The 25,301-nt window shown below is 72.9% G+C and carries 21 protein-coding genes and 1 pseudogene; 11 read left to right on the top strand and 11 right to left on the bottom strand.

The features are described 5' to 3' along the window. Positions 1–39: 39 nt before the first annotated feature. Positions 40–1,764, top strand: coding sequence for a pectinesterase family protein (locus J7462_RS03870; protein ID WP_255597570.1), 1,725 nt, complete (start codon positions 40–42; stop codon positions 1,762–1,764). Positions 1,765–1,887: 123 nt separating this feature from the next. Further along, on the top strand, positions 1,888–3,249 hold the full coding sequence (locus J7462_RS03865; RefSeq protein WP_219461880.1) for a glycosyl hydrolase family 18 protein: 1,362 nt from the start codon (positions 1,888–1,890) through the stop codon (positions 3,247–3,249). 132 nt (positions 3,250–3,381) lie between these two features. Here the strand turns inward: J7462_RS03865 and J7462_RS03860 are convergent, their stop codons facing one another. Beyond that, entirely contained in the window at positions 3,382–5,238 is a 1,857-nt protein-coding gene (locus J7462_RS03860; RefSeq protein WP_219461878.1) for a DUF1565 domain-containing protein, read from the bottom strand. A gap of 204 nt (positions 5,239–5,442) precedes the next feature. After that, on the bottom strand, positions 5,443–7,635 hold the full coding sequence (locus J7462_RS03855) for a carbohydrate-binding module family 20 domain-containing protein (protein WP_219461876.1): 2,193 nt from the start codon (positions 7,633–7,635) through the stop codon (positions 5,443–5,445). 131 nt (positions 7,636–7,766) lie between these two features. Here J7462_RS03855 and J7462_RS03850 point away from each other — a divergent pair, with 131 nt between their 5' ends. After that, positions 7,767–8,255, top strand: a complete 489-nt coding sequence (locus J7462_RS03850; RefSeq protein WP_219461874.1) for a low temperature requirement protein A — start codon at positions 7,767–7,769, stop codon at positions 8,253–8,255. Beyond that, the gene (locus J7462_RS03845) at positions 8,252–8,497 is read left to right on the top strand and encodes a hypothetical protein (RefSeq protein ID WP_219461871.1); all 246 of its coding nucleotides are present in this window, start codon (positions 8,252–8,254) and stop codon (positions 8,495–8,497) included. The genes J7462_RS03850 and J7462_RS03845 overlap by 4 nt, the downstream gene beginning before the upstream one ends. 25 nt (positions 8,498–8,522) lie before the next feature. Here the strand turns inward: J7462_RS03845 and J7462_RS03840 are convergent, their stop codons facing one another. Continuing rightward, complete coding sequence (locus J7462_RS03840) at positions 8,523–9,362, bottom strand: pectinesterase family protein (protein ID WP_308290732.1); 840 nt, start codon at positions 9,360–9,362, stop codon at positions 8,523–8,525. Between J7462_RS03840 and J7462_RS33165 the strand changes: the two genes are divergently transcribed. Continuing rightward, positions 9,325–9,579 carry a hypothetical protein gene (locus J7462_RS33165; RefSeq protein WP_308290731.1) on the top strand — a complete coding sequence of 85 codons (255 nt, stop codon included), beginning with the start codon at positions 9,325–9,327 and terminating at the stop codon, positions 9,577–9,579. The genes J7462_RS03840 and J7462_RS33165 overlap by 38 nt on opposite strands. Positions 9,580–9,622: 43 nt before the next feature. Here the strand turns inward: J7462_RS33165 and J7462_RS31785 are convergent. Then, positions 9,623–10,111, bottom strand: a pseudogene (locus J7462_RS31785) (cellulose binding domain-containing protein); the annotation flags it as partial. Positions 10,112–10,171: 60 nt separating this feature from the next. Here J7462_RS31785 and J7462_RS03835 point away from each other — a divergent pair. Genes J7462_RS03835 through J7462_RS03810 form a run of 6 tightly spaced genes read left to right on the top strand, consistent with a single transcriptional unit; the run spans position 10,172 to position 16,322 of the window. Further along, on the top strand, positions 10,172–11,104 hold the full coding sequence (locus J7462_RS03835; RefSeq protein WP_219461869.1) for an STM4015 family protein: 933 nt from the start codon (positions 10,172–10,174) through the stop codon (positions 11,102–11,104). 6 nt (positions 11,105–11,110) lie between these two features. Next, positions 11,111–12,061, top strand: coding sequence for an STM4015 family protein (locus J7462_RS03830; RefSeq protein WP_219461867.1), 951 nt, complete (start codon positions 11,111–11,113; stop codon positions 12,059–12,061). A gap of 1 nt (position 12,062) precedes the next feature. After that, positions 12,063–13,220, top strand: coding sequence for an STM4014 family protein (locus tag J7462_RS03825; RefSeq protein WP_219461865.1), 1,158 nt, complete (start codon positions 12,063–12,065; stop codon positions 13,218–13,220). Beyond that, positions 13,208–14,011, top strand: coding sequence for an STM4013/SEN3800 family hydrolase (locus tag J7462_RS03820; RefSeq protein WP_219461863.1), 804 nt, complete (start codon positions 13,208–13,210; stop codon positions 14,009–14,011). Before J7462_RS03825 ends, J7462_RS03820 begins: the two co-directional genes overlap by 13 nt. Beyond that, entirely contained in the window at positions 14,008–15,333 is a 1,326-nt protein-coding gene (locus J7462_RS03815; protein WP_308290730.1) for an STM4012 family radical SAM protein, read from the top strand. Before J7462_RS03820 ends, J7462_RS03815 begins: the two co-directional genes overlap by 4 nt. Next, the gene (locus tag J7462_RS03810; RefSeq protein WP_308290729.1) at positions 15,330–16,322 is read left to right on the top strand and encodes an STM4011 family radical SAM protein; all 993 of its coding nucleotides are present in this window, start codon (positions 15,330–15,332) and stop codon (positions 16,320–16,322) included. The genes J7462_RS03815 and J7462_RS03810 overlap by 4 nt, the downstream gene beginning before the upstream one ends. Positions 16,323–16,410: 88 nt before the next feature. Here the strand turns inward: J7462_RS03810 and J7462_RS03805 are convergent, their stop codons facing one another. From J7462_RS03805 to J7462_RS03775, 7 genes are all read right to left on the bottom strand, one after another. Beyond that, complete coding sequence (locus J7462_RS03805) at positions 16,411–17,904, bottom strand: MFS transporter (protein ID WP_219461859.1); 1,494 nt, start codon at positions 17,902–17,904, stop codon at positions 16,411–16,413. Beyond that, positions 17,901–19,685: an IucA/IucC family siderophore biosynthesis protein gene (locus tag J7462_RS03800; protein ID WP_219461856.1), complete on the bottom strand. Its 1,785-nt coding sequence runs from the start codon at positions 19,683–19,685 to the stop codon at positions 17,901–17,903. The genes J7462_RS03805 and J7462_RS03800 overlap by 4 nt, the downstream gene beginning before the upstream one ends. Further along, the gene (locus J7462_RS03795; RefSeq protein ID WP_219461854.1) at positions 19,682–20,257 is read right to left on the bottom strand and encodes a GNAT family N-acetyltransferase; all 576 of its coding nucleotides are present in this window, start codon (positions 20,255–20,257) and stop codon (positions 19,682–19,684) included. Before J7462_RS03795 ends, J7462_RS03800 begins: the two co-directional genes overlap by 4 nt. Continuing rightward, entirely contained in the window at positions 20,254–21,546 is a 1,293-nt protein-coding gene (locus tag J7462_RS03790) for a lysine N(6)-hydroxylase/L-ornithine N(5)-oxygenase family protein (protein WP_219461853.1), read from the bottom strand. The genes J7462_RS03795 and J7462_RS03790 overlap by 4 nt, the downstream gene beginning before the upstream one ends. A gap of 24 nt (positions 21,547–21,570) precedes the next feature. Continuing rightward, complete coding sequence (locus J7462_RS03785) at positions 21,571–23,121, bottom strand: aspartate aminotransferase family protein (protein ID WP_219461851.1); 1,551 nt, start codon at positions 23,119–23,121, stop codon at positions 21,571–21,573. A gap of 186 nt (positions 23,122–23,307) precedes the next feature. Further along, positions 23,308–24,552: an MFS transporter gene (locus tag J7462_RS03780; protein WP_219461849.1), complete on the bottom strand. Its 1,245-nt coding sequence runs from the start codon at positions 24,550–24,552 to the stop codon at positions 23,308–23,310. Further along, positions 24,549–25,259 carry a siderophore-interacting protein gene (locus J7462_RS03775; RefSeq protein ID WP_219461847.1) on the bottom strand — a complete coding sequence of 237 codons (711 nt, stop codon included), beginning with the start codon at positions 25,257–25,259 and terminating at the stop codon, positions 24,549–24,551. The genes J7462_RS03780 and J7462_RS03775 overlap by 4 nt, the downstream gene beginning before the upstream one ends. Positions 25,260–25,301: the final 42 nt, after the last annotated feature.

The following is a 25,301-nucleotide window of genomic DNA, read 5'->3' as shown; positions in this document are numbered from 1 at the left end:
TCTCCCACCTCCATCCCCGTCCCCGGAGGTTCATCCGCCATGCGCACGAAGCGCCTCCGCCCGCTCGCCGTCACCGTCGCGGCGCTCACCGCCGTACTGCTCGCCCTCACCCAGTTCGGCGGCGCGCGGGTGGCCCACGCCGCGCCGTTGTTCAGCGACGACTTCACCGACGGCGACCTCGCCGGCTGGTCGAGGTCCGGCGGCACCTGGTCGGTGGCCGCCGACGACAGCCCGGCGTTGCAGCAGGCCAGGGCCGACACCGGCGACGCCCGGCTGTTCGCCGGCAGCGCGTCGTGGGCCGACCAGGTCGTGCGGGCCCGGGTGAAGCCGCTGACCCTGCCCGGCAACGGCATGGTCGCGCTGCTGGCCCGCGCCAGCGGCACGACCAGCTACTACCGGCTCGCCCTGTCGGCCGGCGACCAGGTCCGGCTGGAGGCGGTACGCAGCGGCCGGGTCACCCCGCTGGGCACGGTGTCCCACCCGGTGACGGCGGGCGGCTGGCACACCCTGCGGATCGAGGTCGCCGGGACGGTGGTACGCGGCTGGGTCGACGGCGTCGCGGTCGGCTCCGGCACCGGCACCCTGACCGCGACCGGCCGGATCGGCGTGCAGACCGGCAACGCCACCGCCCGCTTCGACGACGTGCTGGTGACCCGGGGCGAACCCGCCCCGACCAGTGCGCCACCGAGCCCCACGACCACCCCGACCGGCGCGACGCCGACCCCCGGTGGCACCCCCACCGCCACCCCGTCGGACACCCCGCCGCCCACCGGCCCGACGCCCACGCCCACCGGGCCGGCCGAGGGGTCCTCGCTGGTCGCCCGGGACGGCAGCGGTGACTTCACCAGCGTGCAGGCGGCGGTGGACGCGGTGCCGGTGGGCAACACGAGCCGGTACACCATCACCATCCGGCCGGGCACCTACCGGGAACGGGTGACGGTCCCGGCCGGCAAGCCGTACGTGTCGTTCGTCGGGTCGACCGGGGACGCCCGGGACGTGGTGATCGTCTATGACAACGCCTCGGGCACCCCGAAGCCGGGCGGTGGCACGTACGGCACGTCGGGCAGCGCCTCGGTGACCATCGACGGCAACGACTTCACCGCCCGGCACCTGACCTTCGCCAACGACTTCGACGAGGCGGCGCACGACTACAGCGCCGAGCAGGCGGTGGCCGTGCTGACCCGGGCCGACCGGCTGGTCTTCGACGACGTGCGGTTCCTCGGCAACCAGGACACCCTCTACCACAACAGCGCCTCCGTCGACGCGGTCGGCCGGGCGTACTTCCGGGACTGCTACGTCGAGGGCGACGTCGACTTCGTCTTCGGCCGGGGCACCGGGGTCTTCGACCACTGCGAGATCCGGTCACTCAGCCGGGGCTCGACGAGCAACAACGGGTACGTCACCGCACCGTCCACCATGATCGGCAACCCGTACGGGCTGCTCTTCACCGACTGCACCCTGACCACCGACTCGGCGGCGGCGCAGAGCGTGCACCTGGGCCGACCGTGGCACCCGAGCGGGGACGTCAACGCGATCGGGCAGGTGGTGTTCCGCGACAGCGTGCTCGGTGCGCACGTGAAGGACTCCCCGTGGAGCGACATGTCCGGCTTCTCCTGGCGTGACGCCCGGTTCTTCGAGTACCGCAACGACGGTCCCGGGTCGACGGTCACCGTCGACCGGCCACAGTTGACCGACGCGCAGGCGTCGACCTACACCCCGCAGCGCTACCTGGCCGGCACCGACGGCTGGAATCCGATCCCCTGAGACACGCGCCGCCGCCCGCACGACCGCCCGGGGCGGGCGGCGGCGCGACCCCGTCGGCAGTCGGGCATTTACATTTAACAAACTTAACTGATAACCTCCCCGCCATCGACGAGGAGGTATGTCATGCAACTTCGACCCGGGACGACGGCCGTACTGGCCGGCGCGGTGCTGCTCGCCGCCGCGCTGCCCGCCGCGAACGGCTTCGCCGCACCGACCACCACCACGGGGAACGCCCGCGTCCTGGCGGCCTGCTCCGCACCGGCCTGGGTCGAGGGCGTCAGCTACCCGGCCGGCACCCGGATCAGCTACCTCGGCCGCCTCTACGAGTCGCTGGTGACCCACACCCCGCCGGCCGGCGCAGGCTGGAACCCGGCCGCCGTGCCCGCGCTCTGGCGGGACCTCGGCACCTGCACCGGCACACCCTCCCCCACGCCGTCGCCGACACCCACCGCCACGCCCACCCGTCCCCCGACCCCGACACCCACCGCCACGCCCACCCCCGGCACGACGACGCCGCCGCCCGACGGCACGGGCTGTGCGCTGAAGCCCCGGCCGACCGGCAAGGTGCTCCAGGGCTACTGGGAGAACTGGGACGGCGCGGCCAACGGCGTCCACCCGCCGCTGGGCTGGATCCCGATCACCGACCCACGGATCACCGGGCACGGCTACAACGTGGTCACCGCCGCCTTCCCGGTGATCCGCGCCGACGGCACGGTGCTCTGGGAGGACGGCATGGACGCCACCGTCCGGGTGCCCACCCCGACCGAGATGTGCCAGGCCAAGGCCGCCGGGCTGACTGTGCTGCTGTCGATCGGCGGTGCCACCGCCGGCATCGACCTCGGCTCGGCCGCCGTCGCCGACCGGTTCGTCGCCACCGTCGTGCCGATCCTCAAGCGGTACCACTTCGACGGCATAGACATCGACATCGAGACCGGGCTGACCGGCAGCGGCGACATCACCCGGCCGTCCACCTCGCAGGCCAACCTGATCCGCATCATCGACGGCGTGCTGGCCCAGATGCCGGCCGGCTTCGGCCTGACCATGGCACCGGAGACCGCGTACGTCACCGGCGGCAGCGTCACCTACGGCTCCATCTGGGGCGCGTACCTGCCGGTCATCAAGCGGTACGTCGACAACGGGCGGCTCTGGTGGCTGAACATGCAGTACTACAACGGCAGCATGTACGGCTGCGCCGGTGACTCGTACCCGGCCGGGACGGTGGCGGGCTTCACCGCCCAGACCGACTGCCTCAACGCCGGCCTGGTCATCCAGGGCACCACCATCCGCGTCCCGTACGACAAGCAGGTCCCCGGCCTGCCCGCGCAGCCCGGCGCCGGCGGCGGCTACCTGGCACCGGCCTCGGTGGCGCAGGCCTGGAACACCTACCGGGGCGGCCTGAAGGGGATGATGACCTGGTCGGTGAACTGGGACGGGTCCAAGGGCTGGACCTTCGGCGACAACGTACGCGCCCTCCAGGGCCGCTGAGTCCCCGTCGGGCGACGCCGCACCGCCCGGCCGGCCCCGACCACGCCGGTCGGGGGCCGGCGGGCCGGGCCGCCCGGACGGGTCGGTCGTGCTCCCGCCGGTGCGGGCGGGAGCACGACCCGGTCGGGTGGCTCAGAGCCGGGCACCCACGTCGGCAGCGTCGACCGGGCGCAGGAAATGAGACGGCGGGATGGACCCGTCGGCGGCCCGGGGGCCGGTGATGGTCGACGGGTCGGTGCTGACCAGCGGCCAGGTGCCGCCGAGGTTCCAGGAGTTGTCGGTCCCGGTCGAGGAGCCGGGCGAGACGTCGGGGGTGTTGCCGACCGCGAGGTTGCGGCTGAGCCGGGAGGTGGAACGGGACACGTCGAAACCGGCCTTGCCGTTGCGCCACGCGGTGTTGCGGTCGAACAGCAGCGTGCCGGGGTTGCCGTTGTCGATGAAGCCGCCGGCCGAGTTGCCCCAGGCCATGCTGTTGCGGGTGACGTGGTCGACGGCGGGGCGCGGGTCGTTGCCGCCACCGTGCTTGAAGCCGTTGCCGTCGCCGGAGTAGTCGGGCAGGTTCCAGTAGTTGTAGCCGTTGTCGTAGGAGACGCTGTCCTCGATCAGGATCGGCGACTGGAACAGCCAGGCGTCGAACCCGTCGTCGGAGTTGCGCCACAGCCGCGCACCGCTCACCCGGTTGTCGAGGCCCGAGCCCTCCTTGATGGCCAGCCCGTCGGCGCTCTCGCCGTTCTTGCGGGGGTCCCGGTTGCCGTAACTGTCCAGGTTGATGATCCGGTTGCCGCTGGACGCGCCCTGCAGGTGCAGCCCGGACTCGTAGTTGTCCCGGGTGACCAGGCGCTCGTACCTGCCGTAGTTGGTGTCGACGCCGAAGATGCCGTACGGGCCGTGGACGATCTCCAGGCCGACGAACCGCCACCAGTCGGCCTCGACGTGCAGCGCGCCCCGGTCGGCCCGGGGGATGCTGGAACCCACCGCGCCCGGCGTGTACGGCATGTTCTCACCGTCGATGACCACCTTCTCACCCTGGTAGTTCATCAGGGTGATCGGTTGGTACGACGTACCGTCCTTGAGGATCTTGATGGTGCTGGTCGGCGCGTAGGTCCCGCCGCGTACCGCGATGGTGGTGCCGGGCTCGGCCAGGTCGTGCGCGCGCTGGATGGTGCGCAACGGCCGGGCCAGCGTCCCGGGGTTGGCGTCGTCGCCGTCGGTGGCCACCACCAGCACGACGGTCCCGGGCGGCGGGACGGTGGGCGGGCTGGTGGGCGGCGGGGTCGACGGCGGCGTGGTGGCCGGCGGGGTCACCGGGGGTGTGGTCGGGCTCGGCGGCGGGGTGTGGGTGGGGGCGGGCGGGGTGGTCGGCGGAACGTCGTTGTCCCTGACCAGGACGTCGTCGAAGGACGCCGACGAGTACGCGGTCTGCAACCCGATCCGGCCGGCTCCGATCAGCGAGCTGGTGACCTCGCCGACGAAGACCCCGTCGACCCGGCCCCGTACGGTGCTGCCGACGACCTCGACGACGAGGGTGTGCCAGGTGCCGGTGGTCACGGGGTGGACGATGCCGGCCAGCACGGTGACCGCGCCGCCGTTCACTGCCTGCAACTGCACCTGGTTGCCGGGCAGCAGCGCCAGCCGGTAGTAGCGCGTCGACCCGGACGCGCGGGCCAGCAGGCCGACCTGGCCGCCGGTGCCGAGGCTGAGCGGTTTCACCCTGGCCTGGACGAGGTAGTCGGTCCAGCCGCTGCTGCCGGCGAAGAGCCGGGCGTTCTCGCTGCCGGCGTTGGACTGCCGGACGGCCGGGGAGCCGTCGGTGACGACCGTCCAGGTGCCACCCGACTTCGACCAGCCGGCGGTGTCGCCGTCGGTGAAGTCGTCGCTGAACGCGGTGGCGGCGGAGGCGGTGGTGACCGGTCCGACCAGGAGGGCGACCACGGGGACGAGCACCGCGGCGAACAGCAGGGCCAGCCGACGCTGGCGGGACGGTCGCATGAGGCGTACCTCCGACGGTGGGCGGACGGGGTGGCGGCTCAGAGAAAGCGCTTTCCCGGACGATACGAGCATGCATCGACTGTCGTCAACATGTCGCCCGCGACTGATTCTCCCGTTGCACCCCACCGCCGGGCGGTGCACCCGGCACCGACGGCGCGGCGGCCGACCCCCGGGAAGGGGACCGGCCGCCGCACCCGCCCGGCGTCACCGCCAGGTGTCGTTGGCGCTCCACGAGCCGGTCGACCCGACGGTGGCGCTGCGGTTGCCCCCGGACTCCCAGGTCACCGTGCCGTCGGGGTTCTTCTTCAGGTACTTGTACTCGAACGTCGTGTTCGCCGGCAGGGCGACCGTGGCCCGCCACAGCGGGTACGCCGCCGAGGAGAGCGCCACCGCGTTCGCCGGGTTCCACGAGCCCAGCGCCGCGACACTGCCCACCACGAAGACGTTCTGCCCGTACGAGGTGGTGGCGTTGACCGTGAACGACGCCCCCTGCGTGCCGGCCGGGTCACCCCGGAAGGTGTCGGTGACCGACGCGGTGCCGCCGCCCGGCGTGGTCAACGTCCGGTTGCTCCCCGACTCCCAGGTCACCACACCGGCCGTGGTCTTCTTGAGGAACTTGAACTCCACCGCCGTGGCCGCCGGCAGGTTGACCACCGCCCGGTACGTCCCCCCGCCCAGCGCGGTCAGCTTGACCGCGGCGGCCGGGGCCCACGAACCCAGCGCCGGCACACTGCCGACCACGTAGGCGTCCTGACCACCGGCGAGGGACGCGGTGACGGTGAAGGTGGTGGCGACCGTGCCGGCCGGCGCGGTCGGCGTCGGCGTGGCGCTGGCCGTGGGCGTCGGGGTGGCGGTGGGCGTGGTCGCCGGGCCGCTCTTCGCGTTGACGTGCAGCGCCACCGCGCCGTTGGCGGGGATCTGCACGGTGGCCCGGCCACCGCTGACGGTCACCGTCGTGCCGGTGCAGCCGGACCCGCCCCGCGCCCCGGAGATCACGTCGCAGTACGACCCGTCGGCCAGGCCGGTGGTGAAGGTGGCGGTGCTGGCGGAACCGGAGTCGTTGATCCCGATCCAGGCCCGGTCGCCCCGGTGGAAGCCGATGACGTTGCTGTTGACCACGGTGAAGTCGGAGACGGTCCGGACCGACTTCGCGGTGTTCGCCCAGCCGACCATGCCCTTGATCCCGGTGGACCGGGTCAGGCAGTTCCAGCTGTTGCCGCAGACGGTGTCGGTGACGTAGCCGTTGCCGTCGGCGGGCGGCGACTGGTTGCGGTTGGACCAGGTGAAGCTGTCGTAGACCGACGGCTTGCCGTGCGGGTAGGCCAGCGCGAAGTAGTTGGCCAGGACGTAGTCGCTGCCGTCGCGGTAGGACAGCACCACCCCGTCGCGCTCCAGGTCGTGGTTGGTGACCATGGCGAACACGTTGGCGCTCGGCGCGTCGAGGTTCCAGCTGCCGACGTTGGCCAGGTTGGCGATCGAGCCCTGGAACGCCGACTTCAGGCCCTTGGCGTACCCGAAGTCGAGCACGTCGCCGTTGCCGGTGAAGGCGCGGGCCTTGAGGGCGTCGTTGCTGGCCCCGTCGAAGATCTCCTGGGCGACGTACGGGCGCTTGTTCTCGGCGGTGGTGTTGCGCACCTTGCCGAGGATCGCGGCGAAGTCGTCCTTCTTGACGTGCTTGACCGCGTCCACCCGGAACCCGTCGACCCCGAGGCCGACCAGGTCGTTGAGGAAGCCGGCGACCTTGGTGCGGACGCTGTCCTTCTCGGTGTAGAGGTCGGTCAGGGACAGCAGCTCGCAGCTGGTCACCTGGGCCTCGTTGTTCCAGTCGTTGATCGCACCGGAGGTCGGGCAGTTGTCACCCGGGCGGTGGAAGTCGCCGGTGCCGTAGGGCACGGCGGGGAAGCTGTAACCGGGGCCGGAGAAGTCGGTGCCGGCGTACCCGACGACCGACTCGGGGTTGTTGGCGCCGGCCATGTGGTTGACCACCGCGTCGACGTACACCCGCACGCCGGCGTTGTGGCAGGTGGTGACCATGTCGGCGAACTGCTGCCGGGTGCCGAACCGGCTCTCCAGCCGGTAGGAGACCGGCTGGTACACCTCGTACCAGGGGTGGACGCCGTCGGCGCTGCTCGGCAGGCTGACCGACTCCTGCGGCGGGGCGACCTGCACCGCGCCGTACCCGGCCGGACCAAGGTGGTCGGTGCACGCGGCGGCGACGGAGCGCCAGTTCCATTCCCAGAGGTTGGCGGTGACCTCGCTGTCGTTGAGGGCTACGGCGGCGGTCGCGGGGGCGGTGGCCGGCAGCGCGCTCAGCGCGGCGAGGGAGGAGGCGGTGACAGCGAGGGCGAGGAGGCCCCGTCGCAGACGGGTTCCCCGGGAAACGCGGGGTGCGGACATCGGGAGTGGACCTACTTCCGGGGGTCGAAGAGGCGCTGGGCGGTGGGACGGCCGTCCGGTGGAGAAGACGATGCGGCATCGATGAAAGGTTTTGCAAGACCTTGCGGCAAAGTTTTCGACATCTGCCGGCAATGATCCGCAAAACATTGCACCCTTGGGCGCGGCGGGCTCACCCTGCGTCGCCAATACCCGCGTCGGGCTGCCATCTCGCCGTACGCTGCTGCTACCTGGGCCTGCGCCTGTACTCGTCGCCGCAGCTGCGGGCCCGCGACGTCCTGGCGCTCACCGTGCCCCCGGTCCTGGCCGCCGGCCTGCTGACCGGCGCGGCGCTGCTGCCGCGCACCGCGCTGCCCACCGACCGGACAATCGCCGCGCAGGTGCTGCTGTGGGTGCTGGCCGGCATCGTCGACTACGTCGTCGGCCAGGCCCTGCCACTGCCGCCGCGCATGATCTTCCCCGCCCGGCACTGGACCGAACGGCACGACCTGATCGTCATCACCGCCCTCGGGGAGGTGCTGACCGCGGTCGGCATCGCCGGCTCCCGGCTGACCAACTCGGTCGGCCTGCTGGTCGCCTCCGCCCTCGCGGTGGTGGTGGCGGGCACCCGCACCTGCCGATGATCGCCGGCATCATGCTGCTGGCCCTGGGGTTCAAGCACATGCCCACCCTCGTCGGGGAGGCCGGCACCGAGTTCCTGGTCATCCGCCGCGAGCGGCAACGACTGCGTCGCGCCCTCATCGAGGAGCGCGAGGGCACCTGCGCAGCACGGGCCAGGCCGGTCGGCCGACTGACCGGCCCGTGCTGCGGACCGTCCGGTCCCCGCGTCGGAACCCGACGCGGGGACCGGGGTCACCTCGGGTGAGGCTCGTCCGCCGTCGGTCGGACGCTCACATCGGGTTCCAGCCGTCGCTGCCGGCCAGGTAGCGCTGCGGCGTGTAGGTGGCCGCCTGGGCGTCGCTGAGCTGGGGACGGTTGCCGTTGGTGCCGGCACCGGGCCCGGTGTTGCGGTACTCACGGAACCGCGCGTTCTGCCACACGTTGCCGGACATGTCGATCCAGGGCTGGGCGGTCTTCATGGTCGCGCTGAGCGTCGACTCGCGGTAGAGGACCTGGGCGTCCGGCCCCCACGGACGACCGAGCTGGGTGGTGTTGTTCGTCGCCCCGGTGATCGTCGAGCGGTAGATCAGCATCCCGTACGTCTTGCTGGCCGGCGTCCGGGCGGCGGTGATCGGTCCACCGGTCGACCGCTTCTCGTAGATCGAGCTGCTGTCGACGACGATCGTGCCGCCGCCGAAGATGAAGTCGACGGTGCCCTCGACGTAGGAGCCGACCACGTACGCGCGGGTCTTGTCGTTGACCAGGAAGGTGTCCTGGTCACCGAGGAGCCGGACGTTGCGCAGCACCGCCCGGTCGGCGTTCAGGTGCAGCGCCACCGCCTGCTGGTCGACGCCCGAGGAGTTCTCCACGAAGTCGTTGGCGATGGTCAGGTTCTCGGCGACGAAGTTCGCCCCGTCGACGAACATGCTCGCGCTGTTGAAGGTGCCGTAGGTGGTGCCGTCCGGCTTACGGGTGCCGGCGGAGTTGTTGTAGACGAGCACCACGTTCGACGGTGCCGAGCCGAGGCCCCGCAGGGTGACGTTGGTCTTGTTCGACGCCACCCGGACGACCTCGCGGTAGGTGCCGGGCTTGATGGTGATCGTGGTCCGGCTGGAACTGTTCGCCGGCACCGCGTCGATGGCGGCCTGCACCGTGCGGTACCTGCCGGTGCCGTCCGAGGCGACCGTCGGCGTCCCGCTGGTCGGCGGCGGCGTGGTCGGCGGTGGGGTGGTCGGCGGAGGCGGGGTGGTGGGGGGCGGGGTGGTGGGGGGCGGGGTGGTCGTCGGGGCGGGGTGGTCGGCGCGGCGGTGGTGGGGGTGGTCGTCCCGGTGCAGGCCGTGCCATTGAGCGTGAAGCCGGCGGGGTCGGGGTTACTGCCGGTCCAGGTGCCGTTGAACCCGACGTCCACCACACCACCGGTGCCGATGGCGGCGTTGTAGTCGAGGTTGGTGGCGACGACGGCGCCGCTGGCCGGGCTGGCGGTGAAGCCCCACGCGCTGGTGATGGTCTGCCCGGCGGGGAAGGTCCAGCCGAGCCGCCAGCCGTTGACGGGGTCACCCAGGTTTTTGATCGAGATGGCGGCGGTGAAGCCACCGGTCCACTGGGCGCCGACCTGGTAGGTGACCTGACAGCCGGCGGCGGCCTGCGCCGAGACGGCGGTGACGACACCGGCGACGAGGGTGGTGGTGACGGCAGTGGCGACGATCGACGCCGCCCGCCGGGTGCGATTTCTCACGAGCGAACTCCCCGGGGTATCCGAACACGGACCGCCGTGGGAGCGCTCACCCGAGCCTCGCACACCCTGCTTCCGCTGTAAAGCGTCACCGGCCGGACACCACCGGTTGGCGCGGACGGGTCCGGTCACCCGGCGGCTGATCATCCTGTCGGTCGGCCCTGTTACGGTCGCGCCGCTGTCACACCAGTCGAGCCGGAGGTAGGCGTGATCCGTTCGCACATGTCGTCGTTCGCCGGAATGCCGGTGGTCCCCTTCACACCGGGGATGACCCTGCCCGACGACCCGTCGGCCGTCGCCTGGCGGCTGGAGGTCGAGGACTTCGAGGCCGAGCCGGAGGAGTTCGCCGGCCTGGTCGCGGCGCTGCGGGCGGAGGTGCCCGGCGAGGCGGTCCGCGCCCTGGTGATCGGCGAGTGGGGCTCGGCGTACGAGCGGGCCCTCCCGGTCGACCTGCTGGCCGACGCCGCGAAGGACTGGACCGCCCTGCGCGCGGTGTTCCTGGCCGACCTGGTCAGCGAGCAGTGCGAGATCTCCTGGCTGACCCACGGTGACCTCACCCCGCTGCTCACCGCCTACCCGCAGCTGGAGACGCTGTGGGTACGCGGGGCCAACGAGCTGACCCTGCAACCGGTACGCCACACCGGGCTACGGGAACTGGGCTTCCAGACCGGCGGCCTGCCGGCCGAGGTGACCCGGGCGGTGGGCGACAGCGACCTGCCCGCCCTGCACCGGCTCGACCTGTGGCTCGGCCGGCAGGACTACGGCGGCGACACCGGCGTCGACGACCTGGCCGCGATCCTGGCCGGCGACCGGCTGCCCGCGCTGCGGCACCTGGCGGTCTGCAACGCCGAGTTCGCCGACCACGTCGCGCGGGCGGTGGCCACCGCCCCGGTGGTGGCCCGGCTGGAGGTGCTCGACCTGTCGATGGGCGTGCTCACCGACCCCGGCGCCGAGGCGCTGCTGGCCGGGCAGCCGCTGACCCACCTGCGCCGCCTCGACCTGCACCACCACTTCCTCTCCCGCGAGGTCGCACAGCGGCTGACCGACGCGCTGCCCGGTGTCCAGGTCGACCTGGACGACCCGCAGACGCCCGACGAGTACGACGGCACCGTCTACCGGTTCACCGCGGTCGGGGAGTGAGCGACGATGACGTTCGGTTCCCACGCGCAGACGTTCGCCGGCCGGCCGGTGGTCGAGTTCCCTGCCGACGGTCCGCTGCCCACCGTGGACGGCCCGGTCTGCTGGCGGGTCGCCGACTGGCACTTCGACGGCAACACCCGGCAGGACACCCTGTCGGAACAGTTCCGGGACCGGTTCGACAGGTTCGTCGAGCAGGTCGGTGACCAGGCCGAGGCGCTGGTCGTCGGGGCCTGGGGATACGCGGCGTTCCACCACGCCCCGATCGCCCAGCTCTGCGCGGCGGCCCCCCGGCTGCCCCGGCTGCGGGCCCTGTTCCTCGGCGACATGGTCACCGAGGAGTGCGAGGTCTCCTGGATGCGGGTCGGCGACGTCAGCCCGTTGCTGACCGCCTACCCGCAGCTGGAGGTGCTGCGGGTACGCGGCGGCGAGGACTTCAGCTTCTCCCCGGTGCGCCACGACCGGCTGCGGACGCTGTCGGTGCAGAGCGGCGGGCTGCCCCGGGAGTTCGTCGCCGCGGTGCTCGGCTCGGAGCTGCCCGCACTGCACCACCTGGACCTGTGGCTGGGCACCGACGACTACGGCGGGGACACCACCGTGGCCGACCTGGACGCGTTGCTGGCCGGCAAGCTCTTCCCGGCGCTGCGCCGGCTCGGGCTGCGCAACTCCGTGATCACCGACGAGTTGGCCGCCGCGCTGGCCACCGCCGCCGTGGTGCCCCGGTTGGAGCGGCTCGACCTGTCGCTGGGCACCCTGTCCGACGACGGGCTCGCCGCACTGCTCGGCGGGCAGCCCCTGACCCACCTGTCCGCGCTCGACCTGCACCACCACTACCTGTCGGAGGACGCCGCCGACCGGGTGGTCGCCGCGTTGCCCGGGGTCGAGGTGGACGTCTCCGAACCGCAGGAAGCCGACGAGGACGACGGGGAGACCTACCGCTACACGGCGGTGTCGGAGTGACATGCGACTGACCGTGGTGGGCAACCCCGACAACCGGCGGGTCGCGCTGTTCCGGCGGGCCGTACGCGAGGCGGGGTTGCCCGACCCGGCGGTGCTGCCCTGGGCGCGGGTGCTCACCGGGGCGGCCCCGCCGGACGCCGACGCCCTGGTCCGGGTCGACTCCCCCGGCGAGGACGCGGAGGTGGACCGGCTGCTACGCGACGCGGCCACCCCCGCCCGGCACGGGGAGTTGATCGGCCTCGCCGACACGTACGCCGGGCTGGTGGCCGCAATGGGCCGGGTGGCCGCCGGGGGCGCGACGCTGCTCAACCACCCCGACGACGTGGCGGCGCTGTGCGACAAGCGCCGCTGCCACGCGCTGCTGTCGGCCGCCGGGGTGCCGGTGCCGGCGGCGCTCCCGCCGGTCGGCGGCTACCCGCAGTTGCGGGCGGCGATGACGGCGGCCGGCTGGCACCGGGTGTTCGTCAAGCCGGCGCACGGCTCGTCGGCGGCCGGGGTGATCGCGCTCGCGGTCGGCCCGCGTCGGATCCAGGCGGTCACCCCGATCGAGATCACCCCGGACGGGCTGTTCAACTCGCTGCGGCTGCGCCGCTACGACGACGAGGCGACCGTCGCGGCGCTGGTCGACCGGCTCGCCCCGGAGGGCCTGCACGTGGAGCAGTGGCTACCCAAGGCAGGGCTGGCCGACCGGGTGGTCGACCTGCGGGTGGTGGTGGTCGCCGGCCGGGCCACCCACGCCGTGGTCCGGGCCGCCCGGGGACCGCTGACCAACCTGCACCTGGGCAACGCCCGTGGCGACCTGGCCGCGCTGCGGGCCGCGGCCGGCGCGCAGTCCTGGACGGCGGCGATGCGGACCTGCGAGCGGGCGGCGGCGTGTTTCCCCCGGTCACTGCATGTCGGGGTCGACCTGATGTTCCTGGTGGGCTGGCGGCGGCACGCGGTCGCCGAGGTCAACGCGTTCGGCGACCTGCTGCCCGGGGTGCTGGCCGGCGGGCGGGACACCTACGCCGAGCAGGTGCACGCGCTGACCAGCGGCCGGTGGGACCGGTGGCGGGCGACCGCGACGGTGGCCGGCGACGGCCCGGCAACGGCCGGGCCCGACCCGGCGGTCGGCGGGCCGGCGACGACGCGACGGGAGGAGGCGGGATGCGCGCGCTGATCGGCAGTCACGACATCTGCCTGGTCACCCTGGACACGCTGCGTTTCGACGTGGCCGACGAGCTGGCCGAAGCCGGTCGGACACCCCGGCTGACCCGGGTGTTGCCGGGCGGGCGGTGGGAGCGACGGCACTCCCCCGCGAGCTTCACCTACGCCGCACACCACGCCTTCTTCGCCGGCTTCCTGCCCACCCCGGTGGGGCCGGGTCGGCACGAGCGGCTGTACGCGGCGGCGTTCCCGGGCAGCGAGACCGCCGGGGCCGACACCTGGGTCTTCGACGCCCCCGACCTGCCGACCGCGCTGACCGGGGCGGGTTACCACACGCTCTGCCTGGGCGGGGTGGGCTTCTTCAACCGGCGCAGCCCGCTCGGGTCGGTGCTGCCGGGCCTGTTCGCCGAGGCGCACTGGGAGCCGGCGTTCGGGGTCACCTCCCCCACCTGCCTCGACGCGCAGCTCGACCGGCTGGCCGAGGTGCTGCCCGGCCAGCCCGCCGACCGGCCGGTGTTCACCTTCCTCAACGTCGCCGCCCTGCACCAACCCAACCGGCACCACCTGCCCGGCGCGGCGCAGGACAGCCGGGACAGTCACGCCGCCGCCCTGGAGTACGTCGACTCCCGGGTCGACCGGTTGTTCGCCCTGCTCACCGGGCGGGGGCGGCCGGTGTTCACGATCATCTGCTCCGACCACGGCACGGCGTACGGCGAGGACGGGCACACCGGCCACCGGGTCGGCCACGACGTGGTGTGGACCGTGCCGTACGCCCACTTCACTCTGCGACCGGGGGAATGGTGACCAGCACCGACACGGGCCTCGACGGCTCGCCGTACCAGCAGTACCTCTACGCGTACCCGCACAAGACCTCCTACCGGGCGTTGCGGCCCCGGCCGCTGCTGGCCGACGTGTGGCGGGCCGAGGCCCGCGACGCGTTGTTCCTCTACGTGCACCTGCCGTTCTGCGAGATGCGCTGCGGCTTCTGCAACCTGTTCACCCGGGCCAACGCCCCCCAGGAGCAGGTGACGGCCTACCTGCGGCAACTGCGCCGGCAGGCGGAACGGGTCGCCGACGCGCTCGGCGACGACGCCGGGTACGCCCGGGTGGCGTTCGGCGGGGGCACCCCCACCTACCTGACCGCCGACGAGCTGACCGACCTGTTCGACATCGTCACCGGCACGTCCGGGGCGCGGCTGCCGGGCGTACCGCTGGCGGTGGAGACCTCGCCGGCCACCGCGACGCCGGAGCGGCTGGCGGTGCTGGCGGCGCACGGGGTGCACCGGGTGAGCATCGGCGTGCAGAGCTTCCTCGACGTCGAGGCGCGGGCCGCCGGCCGGCCGCAGCGGCGCGCGGAGGTGGAGACGGCGCTCGGCGCGATCCGGGCCGAGGCGGTCCCGGTGCTCAACATCGACCTGATCTACGGCATCGACGGGCAGACGGCGGCGACCTGGCAGGAGAGCCTGGACGCGGCGCTGGCCTGGCGGCCGGAGGAGCTGTACCTCTACCCGCTCTACGTGCGGCCGTTGACCGGGCTGGGTCGGCGGGCGCACGGCCGGGCCGACTGGGACGCCCACCGGCTGGCCCTCTACGAGCAGGCGGTGCAGGTCCTCGGCGCGGCCGGCTACCGGCAGGAGTCGATGCGGCAGTTCCGCCGCGCCGACGTGTCCGCCCCGGACGGGCCGGACTACTGCTGCCAGGACGACGGCATGGTGGGCCTCGGGTGCGGGGCGCGCTCCTACACCACCGCGCTGCACTACTCGTTCGACTACGCGGTCTCCGTGTCGCAGGTCCGGATGGTGTTGGACGACTACCTGGCCCGCCCCGCCGACGACTTCCGCCACGCCGAGTTCGGTTTCGCCCTCGACGGCGCCGAGCAGCGCCGCCGCTGGCTGCTCAAGTCGCTGCTGCGCGCCGAGGGGGTCGATGCGGCGGCCTACACCGCCCGGTTCGGCCGGCCGCCGGGCGAGGACTTCCCTGAGCTGGGGCAACTGGTCGCCCGGGGGTGGGCCAGCGCCGACGGGCTGCGGCTCACCCCGGCCGGGTTGGCCCGCTCCGACGCGATCGGCCCGTGGCTGACCTCCGCCCGGGTGAGGCAGGCGATGACCGGGTACGTGCCCCGGTGACCGGCCGGCCGCCGTCGTTGCCACACCCCGTCACGCCCCGGGCGGCGCTGCCGTTGCACACTGTCACGTCCCGGGCGGCGCAGCCGGGGTGTTCCGGGGCCGGGGCGGCCGACGTCGGGGCGGAGCTGGCGGTGCTCTACCGAGGGCCGTTGGCGAGCTGCAACTACGACTGCCCGTACTGCCCGTTCGCCAAGCGGGTCGACCCGCCGGAGCTGCTGCGCGCCGACCGGGCTGCGCTGGACCGGTTCACCGGCTGGGTGGCGGCCACCACCGACCGGCGGCTGTCGGTGCTGTTCACCCCGTGGGGCGAGGGGCTGACCCGCAGCTGGTACCGCGAGGCCATGGTGACGCTGTCGCACCTGCCGCACGTCGACCGGGTGGTCATCCAGACCAACCTGGCCGCCCGGGTGGACTGGCTGGCCGACGCCGACCGGGCCACGGCGGCACTGTGGACGACGTACCACCCGGGGCAGGTCACCCGGGACCGGTTCCTCGCCCGCTGCGCCCGGCTGTCCGAGCTGGGCGTGCGCTACTCGGTGGGGGTGGTCGGCCTGCCCGAGCACCTGGCCGAGGCGCGGGCGCTACGGGCCGTCCTGCCCCCGGAGGTGTACCTGTGGGTGAACGCCGCCGACGGGCACCACTACCCCGCCGAACAGGAGGCGGCCTGGACGGCGCTGGACCCGCTGTTCGGCTGGAGTGTGCGTCCGCACCGGTCGCTCGACCGGCCCTGCCACGCCGGGGAGACGGCGATCTCCGTCGCGGGTGACGGCACCGTGCGCCGCTGCCACTTCCGGCCCACGCCGATCGGCAACCTCTACGACGGGTCGTGGCGGGCCGCCCTGAAGCCCCGGGCCTGCGACGCCGCGCTCTGCGACTGCCACATCGGGTACGTCCACCTCAAGCCGCTCGGGTTACGCGACGTGTTCGCCGGTGGGGTGCTGGAACGGATCCCGGCCGCCTGGCCGGTAGGCAGCGGGGCGGCCCGCTGAGCGGGGCGAAAACCGGCAGCCGGGCGGCCCGCTGAGCTGCCGACACCCGGCAGGCGTGCTCGGCGGGTGCGCCCGACGGCGGACACGCTCAGCGGGTGCGTTCGGCGCGGCGCAGCAGCCCGGCGGCGAGCAGCCCGCCGGCCAGCACCGCCACCGCCCCGGCGGTCTGCCCGGTGACCAGCGCCGACGAGAAGGCGTCGGTGACCCGACCGCGTTCGGTGTCGTCTGCGGCGGCGGCCAGCGCGGCCGGGTACGACCCGACGCCGGCCACCGCGACCGGCACCAACGCGGCGAACCGGGCGTTGAGCACCGCCCCGAGCACGGCGATGCCGAGACTGCCCCCCACCTCGGCCATGGTGCCGTCGATCCCCGCGCCGACGCCGGCCTTCGACGGCGGGATGGCGCTCATCACCGCCTCGACGATCGCGGGGTTGGCCAGGGCGCAGCCGAAGCCCATCACCAGCAACCCGGTCAGCAGCACGCCGTAGCCGTCGGTGCGCACGTGGGTGATCAGCGTCAGGCCGGCGGAGAGCAGCACCATGCCCAGCGCGATGGCCCCGGGCACCCCGAGCCGGCGGATCAGCCGGGTGGCGACCCCACCGAGGTTGAGCAGCACGATGGACAGCGCGAACGGCACCATTCGCAGCCCCGCCTCCCAGGCCGGGTAGCCGCGGACGAACTGGAGGTCCTGGGTGAGCAGGAACAGCGCGCCGGTGGAGCCGAAGGTGATCAGGACGACCCCGGTGACCGCGCCGACGAACCGGCGGTCGGTGAAGAAGTGCATGTCCAGCATGGGTGCGGTGATCCGTCGTTCCCACCAGACGAACGTGGCCAGCAGCAGCACACCGCCGCCGGCCGCGCCGAGCACCGCCGGTGCCGTCCAGCCACGCTCGGGACCGTCGATGATCGCCCAGACCACGCCGGTGAGGCCGGCGGTGGACAGCAGCACCCCACCGACGTCGGGCCGCCCAGCCACCGGGTCGCGGGACTCCGGCACCAGCGCGAGGCCGGCCACCAGGCAGAGCAGCACGATGGGCACGTTGACCAGGAAGATCGCCCCCCACGGCAGGTGGGCGAGGATGATGCCGCCGATGGGCGGTCCGGCGGCGTACCCGAGGGCACTGGTGGCCGCCCAGAGGCCGATCGCCCGGGAGCGTTCGGCCCCGTCGAAGACCTGCATGGCGACGGCGAGGGTGGCGGTGACCAGCAGTGCCCCGCCGACGCCCATGCCGGCGCGGGCGGCGATCAGCTGGTCGCCGGAGCGGGCCAACCCGGCGGCCAGCGAACCGACGCCGAACAGCACCAGGCCGGCGACGAGCATCCGGCGACGGCCGTAGCGGTCGGCGGCGCTGCCGGCGGTGAGCAGCAGCCCGCACTGCACCAGCGCGTACGCGTTGATCATCCACTGGATGTCGGTGGTGCTGGCGTCCAGTTCGGTGGTGAGCACCGGCACCGCCACGGTGAGCACCGTGTTGTCCAGCACCACGGTCAACTGGGCGAGGCAGAGCACCGCCAGGATCAGCCAACGCGACCGCAACGGGGTCGCCGGGCCGGGCCGCGCGGCGGACAACGCGGTGGTCATCGGGGCGGGGCGTAGCGGGCGAGCGGGTTGGTCAGGGTGCCGGCGAACTGGAGCGCCGCCGACGGGTCGGCGAGGTCGACCATCTGCTGGTTGTTGCGCAGTTGCAGCCGGTTGAGGCAGGACAGGGTGAACTCCGGGGCGAACAGGTCGTGCCGGCGCAGCCGGTCGGCCAGGTGCGGCACCCGGGCGGCGTAGTCGGTCACGCAGTCGGCGACGGTGCGCCAGAAGTCGTCCTCGTCGAGGACCCCGGCCCCGGCCAGCACGGCGTTGAGGTGGCGGAAGAAGCAGTCGAAGACGTCGGTGAAGATGGTCAGCAGCTGCTCGTCGTCGGGGATGGCGGCACGGACCCGCTGCACCAGCGGTGGCAGGTCGACGTCGGGGTCCATCACCACGATCTCCTCGGCGATGTCCTTGAAGATCACCCGCTCGACCGCGCCGTCGTGCAGCACCAGGATCACGTTCTCGCCGTGCGGCATGAAGGCCAGCCGGTGCGCGTAGAAGCTGTGCAGCAGCGGCACCAGGTAGGCGTCGAGGTAGCGACGCAGCCACTCCCGTGGGGGCAGGCCGGACTCGGCGATCAGGGCGGCGGCCAGCGACCCTCCGTCGCGGTCGGTGTGCAGCAGGGCGGCCATGGTGGACAGCCGCCGGCCGGGGGCCAGGCCGGGCACCGGGCTCTCCCGCCACAGCGCCGCCAGCATCTTGCGGTACGGCGAGTAGCGGTCGGTGGCCGCCTCGTACTGCGGGTGGCGGTAGCCGACGGCGGCCCGCTCCCGGATGATCGTCAGTCCGGTGCCGGCGAGCACCGGGTCGGCGGCGACCAGCTCGACGAGCCAGTCGTTGATCGCCGGGGTGGCCTCCATGTAGGCGGCCGACAGGCCCCGCAGGAAGCCCATGTTCAGCACGGACAGCGCGGTCTTGACGTAGTGCCGGTGCGGGTCGGTGACGTTGAAGAAGGTCCGGATGGACTGCTGCGGCAGGTACTCGTCGGGGGCTTCGCCGAGGCAGACCAGGCGCTGCCGGGCGACCTCACCGGCGAAGGTGACGGCGAGCCGGTTCCACCACTGCCAGGGGTGCACCGGGATGAGCAGGTAGTCGTCCGGGTCGAGACCGGCGTCGGTCAGGGTGGTGGTGAACCGGGCCAGGGTGTCCGGGCCGAGTTCGGTGCGCAGCAGGGTCGGGTAGTCGAGGTCGGCGGCGCTGCTGAAGGTGGCGTGGTCGCGGTGCGCGGCGACCCAGACCAACCGCACCGGCCGGCCGGTCTCCGGGGCGTACGCGTGGTATTCGTGCACGCCGAAGCCGATCCGGCCGTTGTTGGCCACGAAGCACGGGTGGCCCTCGGTCATCCCGGTCTCGATGGCCTGGAAGTCGGCGCGGGCCAGTTCGGCCGCGCCCACCGCCGGCCGGTCCAGCTTGAACGCGGTGCCGGCCAGGGTGGAGGTGATCTCCTCCAGGTAGACGGGGAGCACCTGGTCGGTGAGGCCGAGCGCGCCGCGCAGTTCGAGGCAGAGGTCGACGGCGTCGGGCGGCAGGTCCTCGTCGCCGCGTCGCCGGGTGATGCTGTCCGGGTCGACCTGCCAGTGGTCGAGGGCGAAGCGGCGGGCGGTGAAGCGGTACTCGACCGTGCCGTCGTCGGTGCGGACGGCCCACCGGCCGTCTCCGGTGGCGGCGGGCTCGACCAGGCGTTCGTGGGTGAACTCGGCAAGCGCTTTGGCGACCAGCAGCCGGTTGGCGCGGGCCCAGGTGGCGGGGGTCAGGTGGGCCACGGCGGCGGCGGGGTTCACGCGGGCAGGTCTCCTCGGGTGGCGGCCAGGAACTGGTCGCGGGTGCAGACGCTGAGCAGGGCGTCCTTCTCCGGTTTGCGGATCGGGCCGACGACGGTGAACCCGACGGCGGCGTTGAGGGCGTGCACGGCGGTGTTGCGCACGTCGGGTTCGACGACGACCCGTCGGGTGGCCGGGTCGGTGAAGAGCCAGTCCAGGACGGTGGTGATGACGGCCCGGGTGAAGCCGTGCACCGGCTGGTCGGTGGGGGCGCAGAGGAAGTGCATGCCGACGTCGCCGCGCTGCGCGGGGTAGAGGCCGACCAGGTCGACCCGGGCCGGGTCGTAGCGTTCGGCGAGGAACGCCGGTTCGCCGCGCCACAGCCCGAGGTACGCGTCGTGGTGCGGGTGGTCGGCGATGCCCCGGTACTCCCGGGCGACCCGGTCGACGTCGGCGTCCTGCATCAGCCAGAACGCCGACTTCGGGTGGGTCACCCAGCGGTGCAGCAGCCCGGCGTCGCCCTCCGGGTCGAGGGTGCGCAGCGCGAACTCGCCGAGCGCGGGGTCGTGCCGGTGGTGGACGACGTGGGTCACGAGGCGCCGCCCGCCGGGACGCCGAACTCCTGGAAGGCGATCCGCTGCTCGATCGGGTAGTGCTCGCGCCCGGTCAACTCCCGGATGATCCAGGAGTTGCGGTACGGGCCCATGCCCAGGTCGGGTGAGGTGATGCTGTGGGTGTGGGTGCCGGCGTTCTGGAGGAACACCCTCCGGCCGGTGTGGTCGATGCTGTAGTTGCGGGCCACGTCGAACCGGCCGTGGGAGTCCCAGCGCAGCCGGTCGTGGATCGGGGCGAGGAACTCCGGCAGCCGGTAGTGGTAGCCGGTGGCCAGCACCAACCCCTCGGTGTCGAGGGTCAGGTCGTGCTCCTGTTCGATGTTGCGCAGCCCGAGGGTGTAGCGGCCGGTGCTCTCGTCGTACCGGGCGCTGGTGAGTTCGGTGTTGGTCAGCAGCCGGGTCGGCACCGGCCCGTGCACCCGGTGGGCGTAGAGCAGGTCGAAGATGTCGTTGATCAGGTCGGCGTTGATCCCCTTGAAGAGGTTCTTCTGGGTGCCCTCCAGCCGGTAGCGGGTCTCCTCGGGCAGGGCGTGGAAGTAGTCCACGTAGTCCGGTGAGGTCATCTCCAGGGTGAGCTTGGTGTATTCGAGGGGGAAGAAGCGCGGCGACCGGGTGACCCAGTTGAGTTGGTAGCCGTGGGTGCCGAGGTCGGTGAGCAGGTCGTGGTAGATCTCGGCGGCGCTCTGGCCGCTGCCGACGACGGTGATGCTGCGCTTGGTGCGCAGCGCCGCCCGGTGTTCGCGGTAGCGGGAGTTGTGGATGACGTCGCCGCCGAGGCCCCGGCAGGCGTCCGGGACGTGCGGCGGGGTGCCGGTGCCGAGCACCAGGTGCCGGGCCCGGTGGGTGACGCGTTCGCCGTCGACCACGGCGTGCACCACGTACCGCTCGTCGGCGGGGTTGTACTCCACCGAGGTGACCCGGTGACCGAAACGGACCGAGGGCAGTTTCGCGGCGGCCCACCGGCAGTAGTCGTTGTACTCGTGGCGCAGCGGGAAGAAACTCTCCCGGATGTAGAACGGGTAGAGCCGTCCGGATTCCTTCAGGTAGTTGAGGAAGGAGTACGGGGAGGTCGGGTCGGCCAGGGTGACCAGGTCGGCGATGAACGGCGTCTGCAACCGGGTGGCGTCCAGCAGCATGCCGGGGTGCCAGTCGAACTCGTCGCGGGCTTCGAGGAACAGGCCGTCGAGGTCGTCGAGCGGCGCGGTCAGGCAGGCCAGCCCGAGGTTGTACGGGCCCAGCCCGATGGCGATGAAGTCGTGGGTCGACACAGGGGTTTTCTCCAGGGCGGGTGGTCAGCCGACGGGGCTGGACAGCTCGGCGGTGGCCCGGGTGCGGGCGTACCAGCCGGCGTGTTCGGCGATCAGGTCGAGCACGTGGGCGATGTCGTCGAGGGTGGTCTCGGGGTTGAGCAGGGTGATTTTGAGGTGGTGGGCGCCGTCGACCTTGGTGCCGGCGACGAGGGCCGTGCCGGAGGCGGCCAGCGCCTCGCGGGCGTACAGGTTGGCGTCGTCGACGACGTCGCGGCCGGCGCCCGGCGGCAGGTAGCGGAACACCACCGTGCTCAGTTGTGAGCGGGTGACCACCTCGAAGCGGGGGTCGTCGGCGAGCAGCCGCCAGGCGGCGGCGGCGAGGTCGACCACCTCGTCGAAGAGCGCGCCGACCGCGTCCGCGCCCATGATCCGCAGGGTGAGCCAGAGCTTGAGGGCGTCGAAGCGGCGGGTGGTCTGCAGGCTCTTGTCGACCTGGTTGGGGATGCGCCGCTCGGCCATCCGGGCCGGGTTGAGGTAGTCGGCGTGCCAGGTGGCGTGGCGCAGCACCCGCCGGTCGCGCACGAGCAGGGCGCTGGAGCTGACCGGCTGGAAGAACGACTTGTGGTAGTCCACGGTGACCGAGTCGGCCCGTTCGATGCCGGCGAGCAGGTGCCGCCGGGTGGGCGAGACCAGCAGCCCGCAGCCGTACGCCGCGTCGACGTGCAGCCAGACCCCGGCGGCGGTGCAGATCTCGGCGATCCGGTCCAGCGGGTCGATGGTGCCGAAGTCGGTGGTGCCGGCGGTGGCGACCACGGCCAGCACGGTCTGGCCGTCGCGGCGGCACCGGTCGAGGGTCTCGGCGAGTTCGTCGGTGCGCATCCGCCGGCCGGCGTCGGTGGCGACGGTGAGCACCGCGTCGGCGCCGAGCCCGAGCAGCTTGGCGGCTTTCTGGACGCTGAAGTGCCCGGCGGTGGAGGTGATGATCCGCAGCCGGGACAGCACCTCGGGCCGGCTGGGCCGGTCGGTGCCGCCGCCGACGATCCGGGCGTACGCCTCCTCCCGGGCGAGCAGCAACGCGTGCAGGTTGGACTGGGTGCCGCCGCTGGTGAAGACGCCGTCGGCGGCCGGGCCGAGGCCGATCCGCTCGGCGGTCCAGTCGATCAGCCGGCGTTCGATCAGGGTGCCGCCGGCGCTCTGGTCCCAGGTGTCCAGGGAGGAGTTGACCGCGCTGAGCACCGCCTCGCCGAGCAGGGCGGGGATGACCACCGGGCAGTTGAGGTGGGCCAGGTAGCGGGGGTGGTGGAAGTAGACGGCGTCACGCAGGTAGACGTCGTGCAGTTCGTCGAGGGCGGCGGTGGTGTCGCCGAGCGGCCGGTCCAGGTCGATGCCGGCGATCCGGGGGGCCAACTCGTCGGGGGTGACGCCGGTGGCGGGTCGGTCCACCTCGGTCACCCGGGCGGCCACCCGTTCGATGCCCTGGGCGACGGCCCGTCGGTAGTCCGCGACGGTGCCGGCGTTGAGCAGGTGGGCGCGGGGCGGAAGGGGGTGCGTCCCGGTCACGGGGGCCTCGACGGTGGATCCGGGCAGGCTCATGGGCAGTCCTCGACGGTCGGTGACGGGCGCACTGGCAGGGACGGTGGGGCGGGGGCAGGTCGTCCCGGCGGCCCAGTTGATCTCGCGAGTTAGGCTACCCTAACCTAACCTCTTGTCAACGCCGACACCCGCCGGAGGGCGGAGGGCGGATCGGCCGGCAGGCGACGGGGGCAGCCGGGTGGAGGGTCAGCCGGGCACCCCGACCGACTGCGCCGCCGGCTCGGCCGTCCGGGTCGGCGCGACCCGGAACCGACGCTGGTGACCCAACCCCACCACCACGCCGAGGGCGACCAGCACGACCGAGGCGACCGCCACGGCGGGATAGCCGACCCGGTCGGCCGCGGCGAGGCCGATCGAGGCCGCGACGAACGAACAGATCAACCCGAACGACGACAGCACGGTGAAGTCGGTCCCCCCGGTCTCCGGCCGCGAGTAGTCCATGTTGACCACGTAGAGCACCACGTTGGCCACGGTGTACGCCGCCATGAAGCAGCACAGCGCGGCGACCGTCGTCCCCAGCGGGGCCCGCCCGTTCATCAGGGGCAGCAGCAGCGCCGTGGAGACCGCGAGGGCCGCTCCCCCGACGACGAGCAGCCGACCCCGGCCGAACCGGTCGACGCCGACCCCGGCGAGCAGGCCCGCCACGATCGCCGGGGCGCTGATCACCACGCCGGTGACCACGCCGATGCGGGCCAGCGACCAGCCCGAGTCGACCAGCGCCGGGGTGACCAGGGCATAGGCCGCGCCGGCTCCGGTGTAGACCAGCGGCACCACGCCGAAGGTCCACCAGCGGCAGCCGGGCTGCCCGAACACCGACAGCAACGCCCGGTACGCCTGCCCGGCGCCGGCCACCCGGGCGACCCGCTCCGGTTCCCGCAGCCGCCACACCACCACCAGCCCGACGGCGGTCAGCGCGGCCAGCAGCCCGATCGCCGGCACCCAGCCGTACCGGTCGTAGACCAGCACGCACGCGCCTCCGCCGAGCAGGTTGCCCAGGTAGCTCGCGGCGACCTGGATGCCGTTGCCGGCCCCCCGGGTCCCCTCGGACAGCACCCGGACGGCGACCGCGTCGACGGCGATGTCCTGGGTGGCGGAGAGGAAGACGTAGGCCGCGCAGATCGCCACCACCGGGCCCAGCTGCCGGGTCGGATCGGCGAACGGCAGCAGCGCCAGCAGGCTCAGCACCAGACCCGCCTGCAACGGCAGCAGCCAGGACCGGTAGTGCCCGTGCCGGCGGGAGCCGTACCTGTCGAGCAGCGGGGCCCAGAGGAACTTCAACGGCCAGACCAGGCCGACGAACTGCAGCAACGCCAGGGTGTCCAGCGAGGTGCCGCCGTCGCGCAGGATGGCGGTCAGTCCGACGGTGATGAACCCGATGCCGAGGTACTGCGTGACGTAGAGCGCGGTGAGCGTGCCGAGCCGTCCCTTCACCGGGCGCTCCAGTAGCCCAGCGAGGTCAGCTGCTGCTTGCCCACCCCGAGGGTGCGCCGCACGTGCCGGGTGAGGGCACGGGTGGTGGCCGCCTCGCAGGCCACCCAGTAGTGGGCGTCCGGCGCGGCCGGGAGCGCGTCGCGGACGGTGTCGACGAGTTGCTGCCCGTCGTCGCCGCGCGGCACCCAGGTGACCCGGTGCTGTTCGCGGGTACGCAGGGCCAGCGCCCGCTCCCCGTCGTGGGCGTACTCCAACCAGATCGTGGCGGGGGTGTCGGGCGCGGCGTCGAGCAGGCTGTTCACCGCCGGCAGCGAAGCGGCGTCACCGACCAGGTAGAGGTGGGCGGGTGCCGGGTCGGGCAGGGCGAAGGCGCTGCCCTGGAGGGTGGCGACGATGGTGTCACCGATCTGCGCGTTGCTCGCCCAGCGGGCCGCGCACCCGTCGTGCAGGGCGAACTCCAGGGTGAACCGGCCGGCCTCCGGCTCCGGGTCGACAAGCGTGTACGCCCGCTGGTGGGCACGGCCGGCATCGTCGAACCAGAGCCGGATCCACATGGTGGGGTGCACCTTGCCCGCCGCCAGCAGACCGCCGTCGTCCATCAGCAGACGCTGGTAGTGCCCGCCGACCGACTCGGTGCCCCGCACGGTCAGCCGGAAGTCCCGGCCGCCCATGGCCTTGAGCACCAGGGCCTCCCAGTTCCGTTTCACAGGTCCTCCAGGTAAGGTCCGCCTAAGTTAGGCGAGGGTAAC

It is taken from the genome of Micromonospora sp. RL09-050-HVF-A (assembly GCF_019374995.1).
GTDB lineage: Bacteria > Actinomycetota > Actinomycetes > Mycobacteriales > Micromonosporaceae > Micromonospora > Micromonospora antibiotica.
The sequence above is the reverse complement of the archived record's forward strand: the minus strand, read 5'-3'. Positions and strand labels throughout refer to the sequence as shown.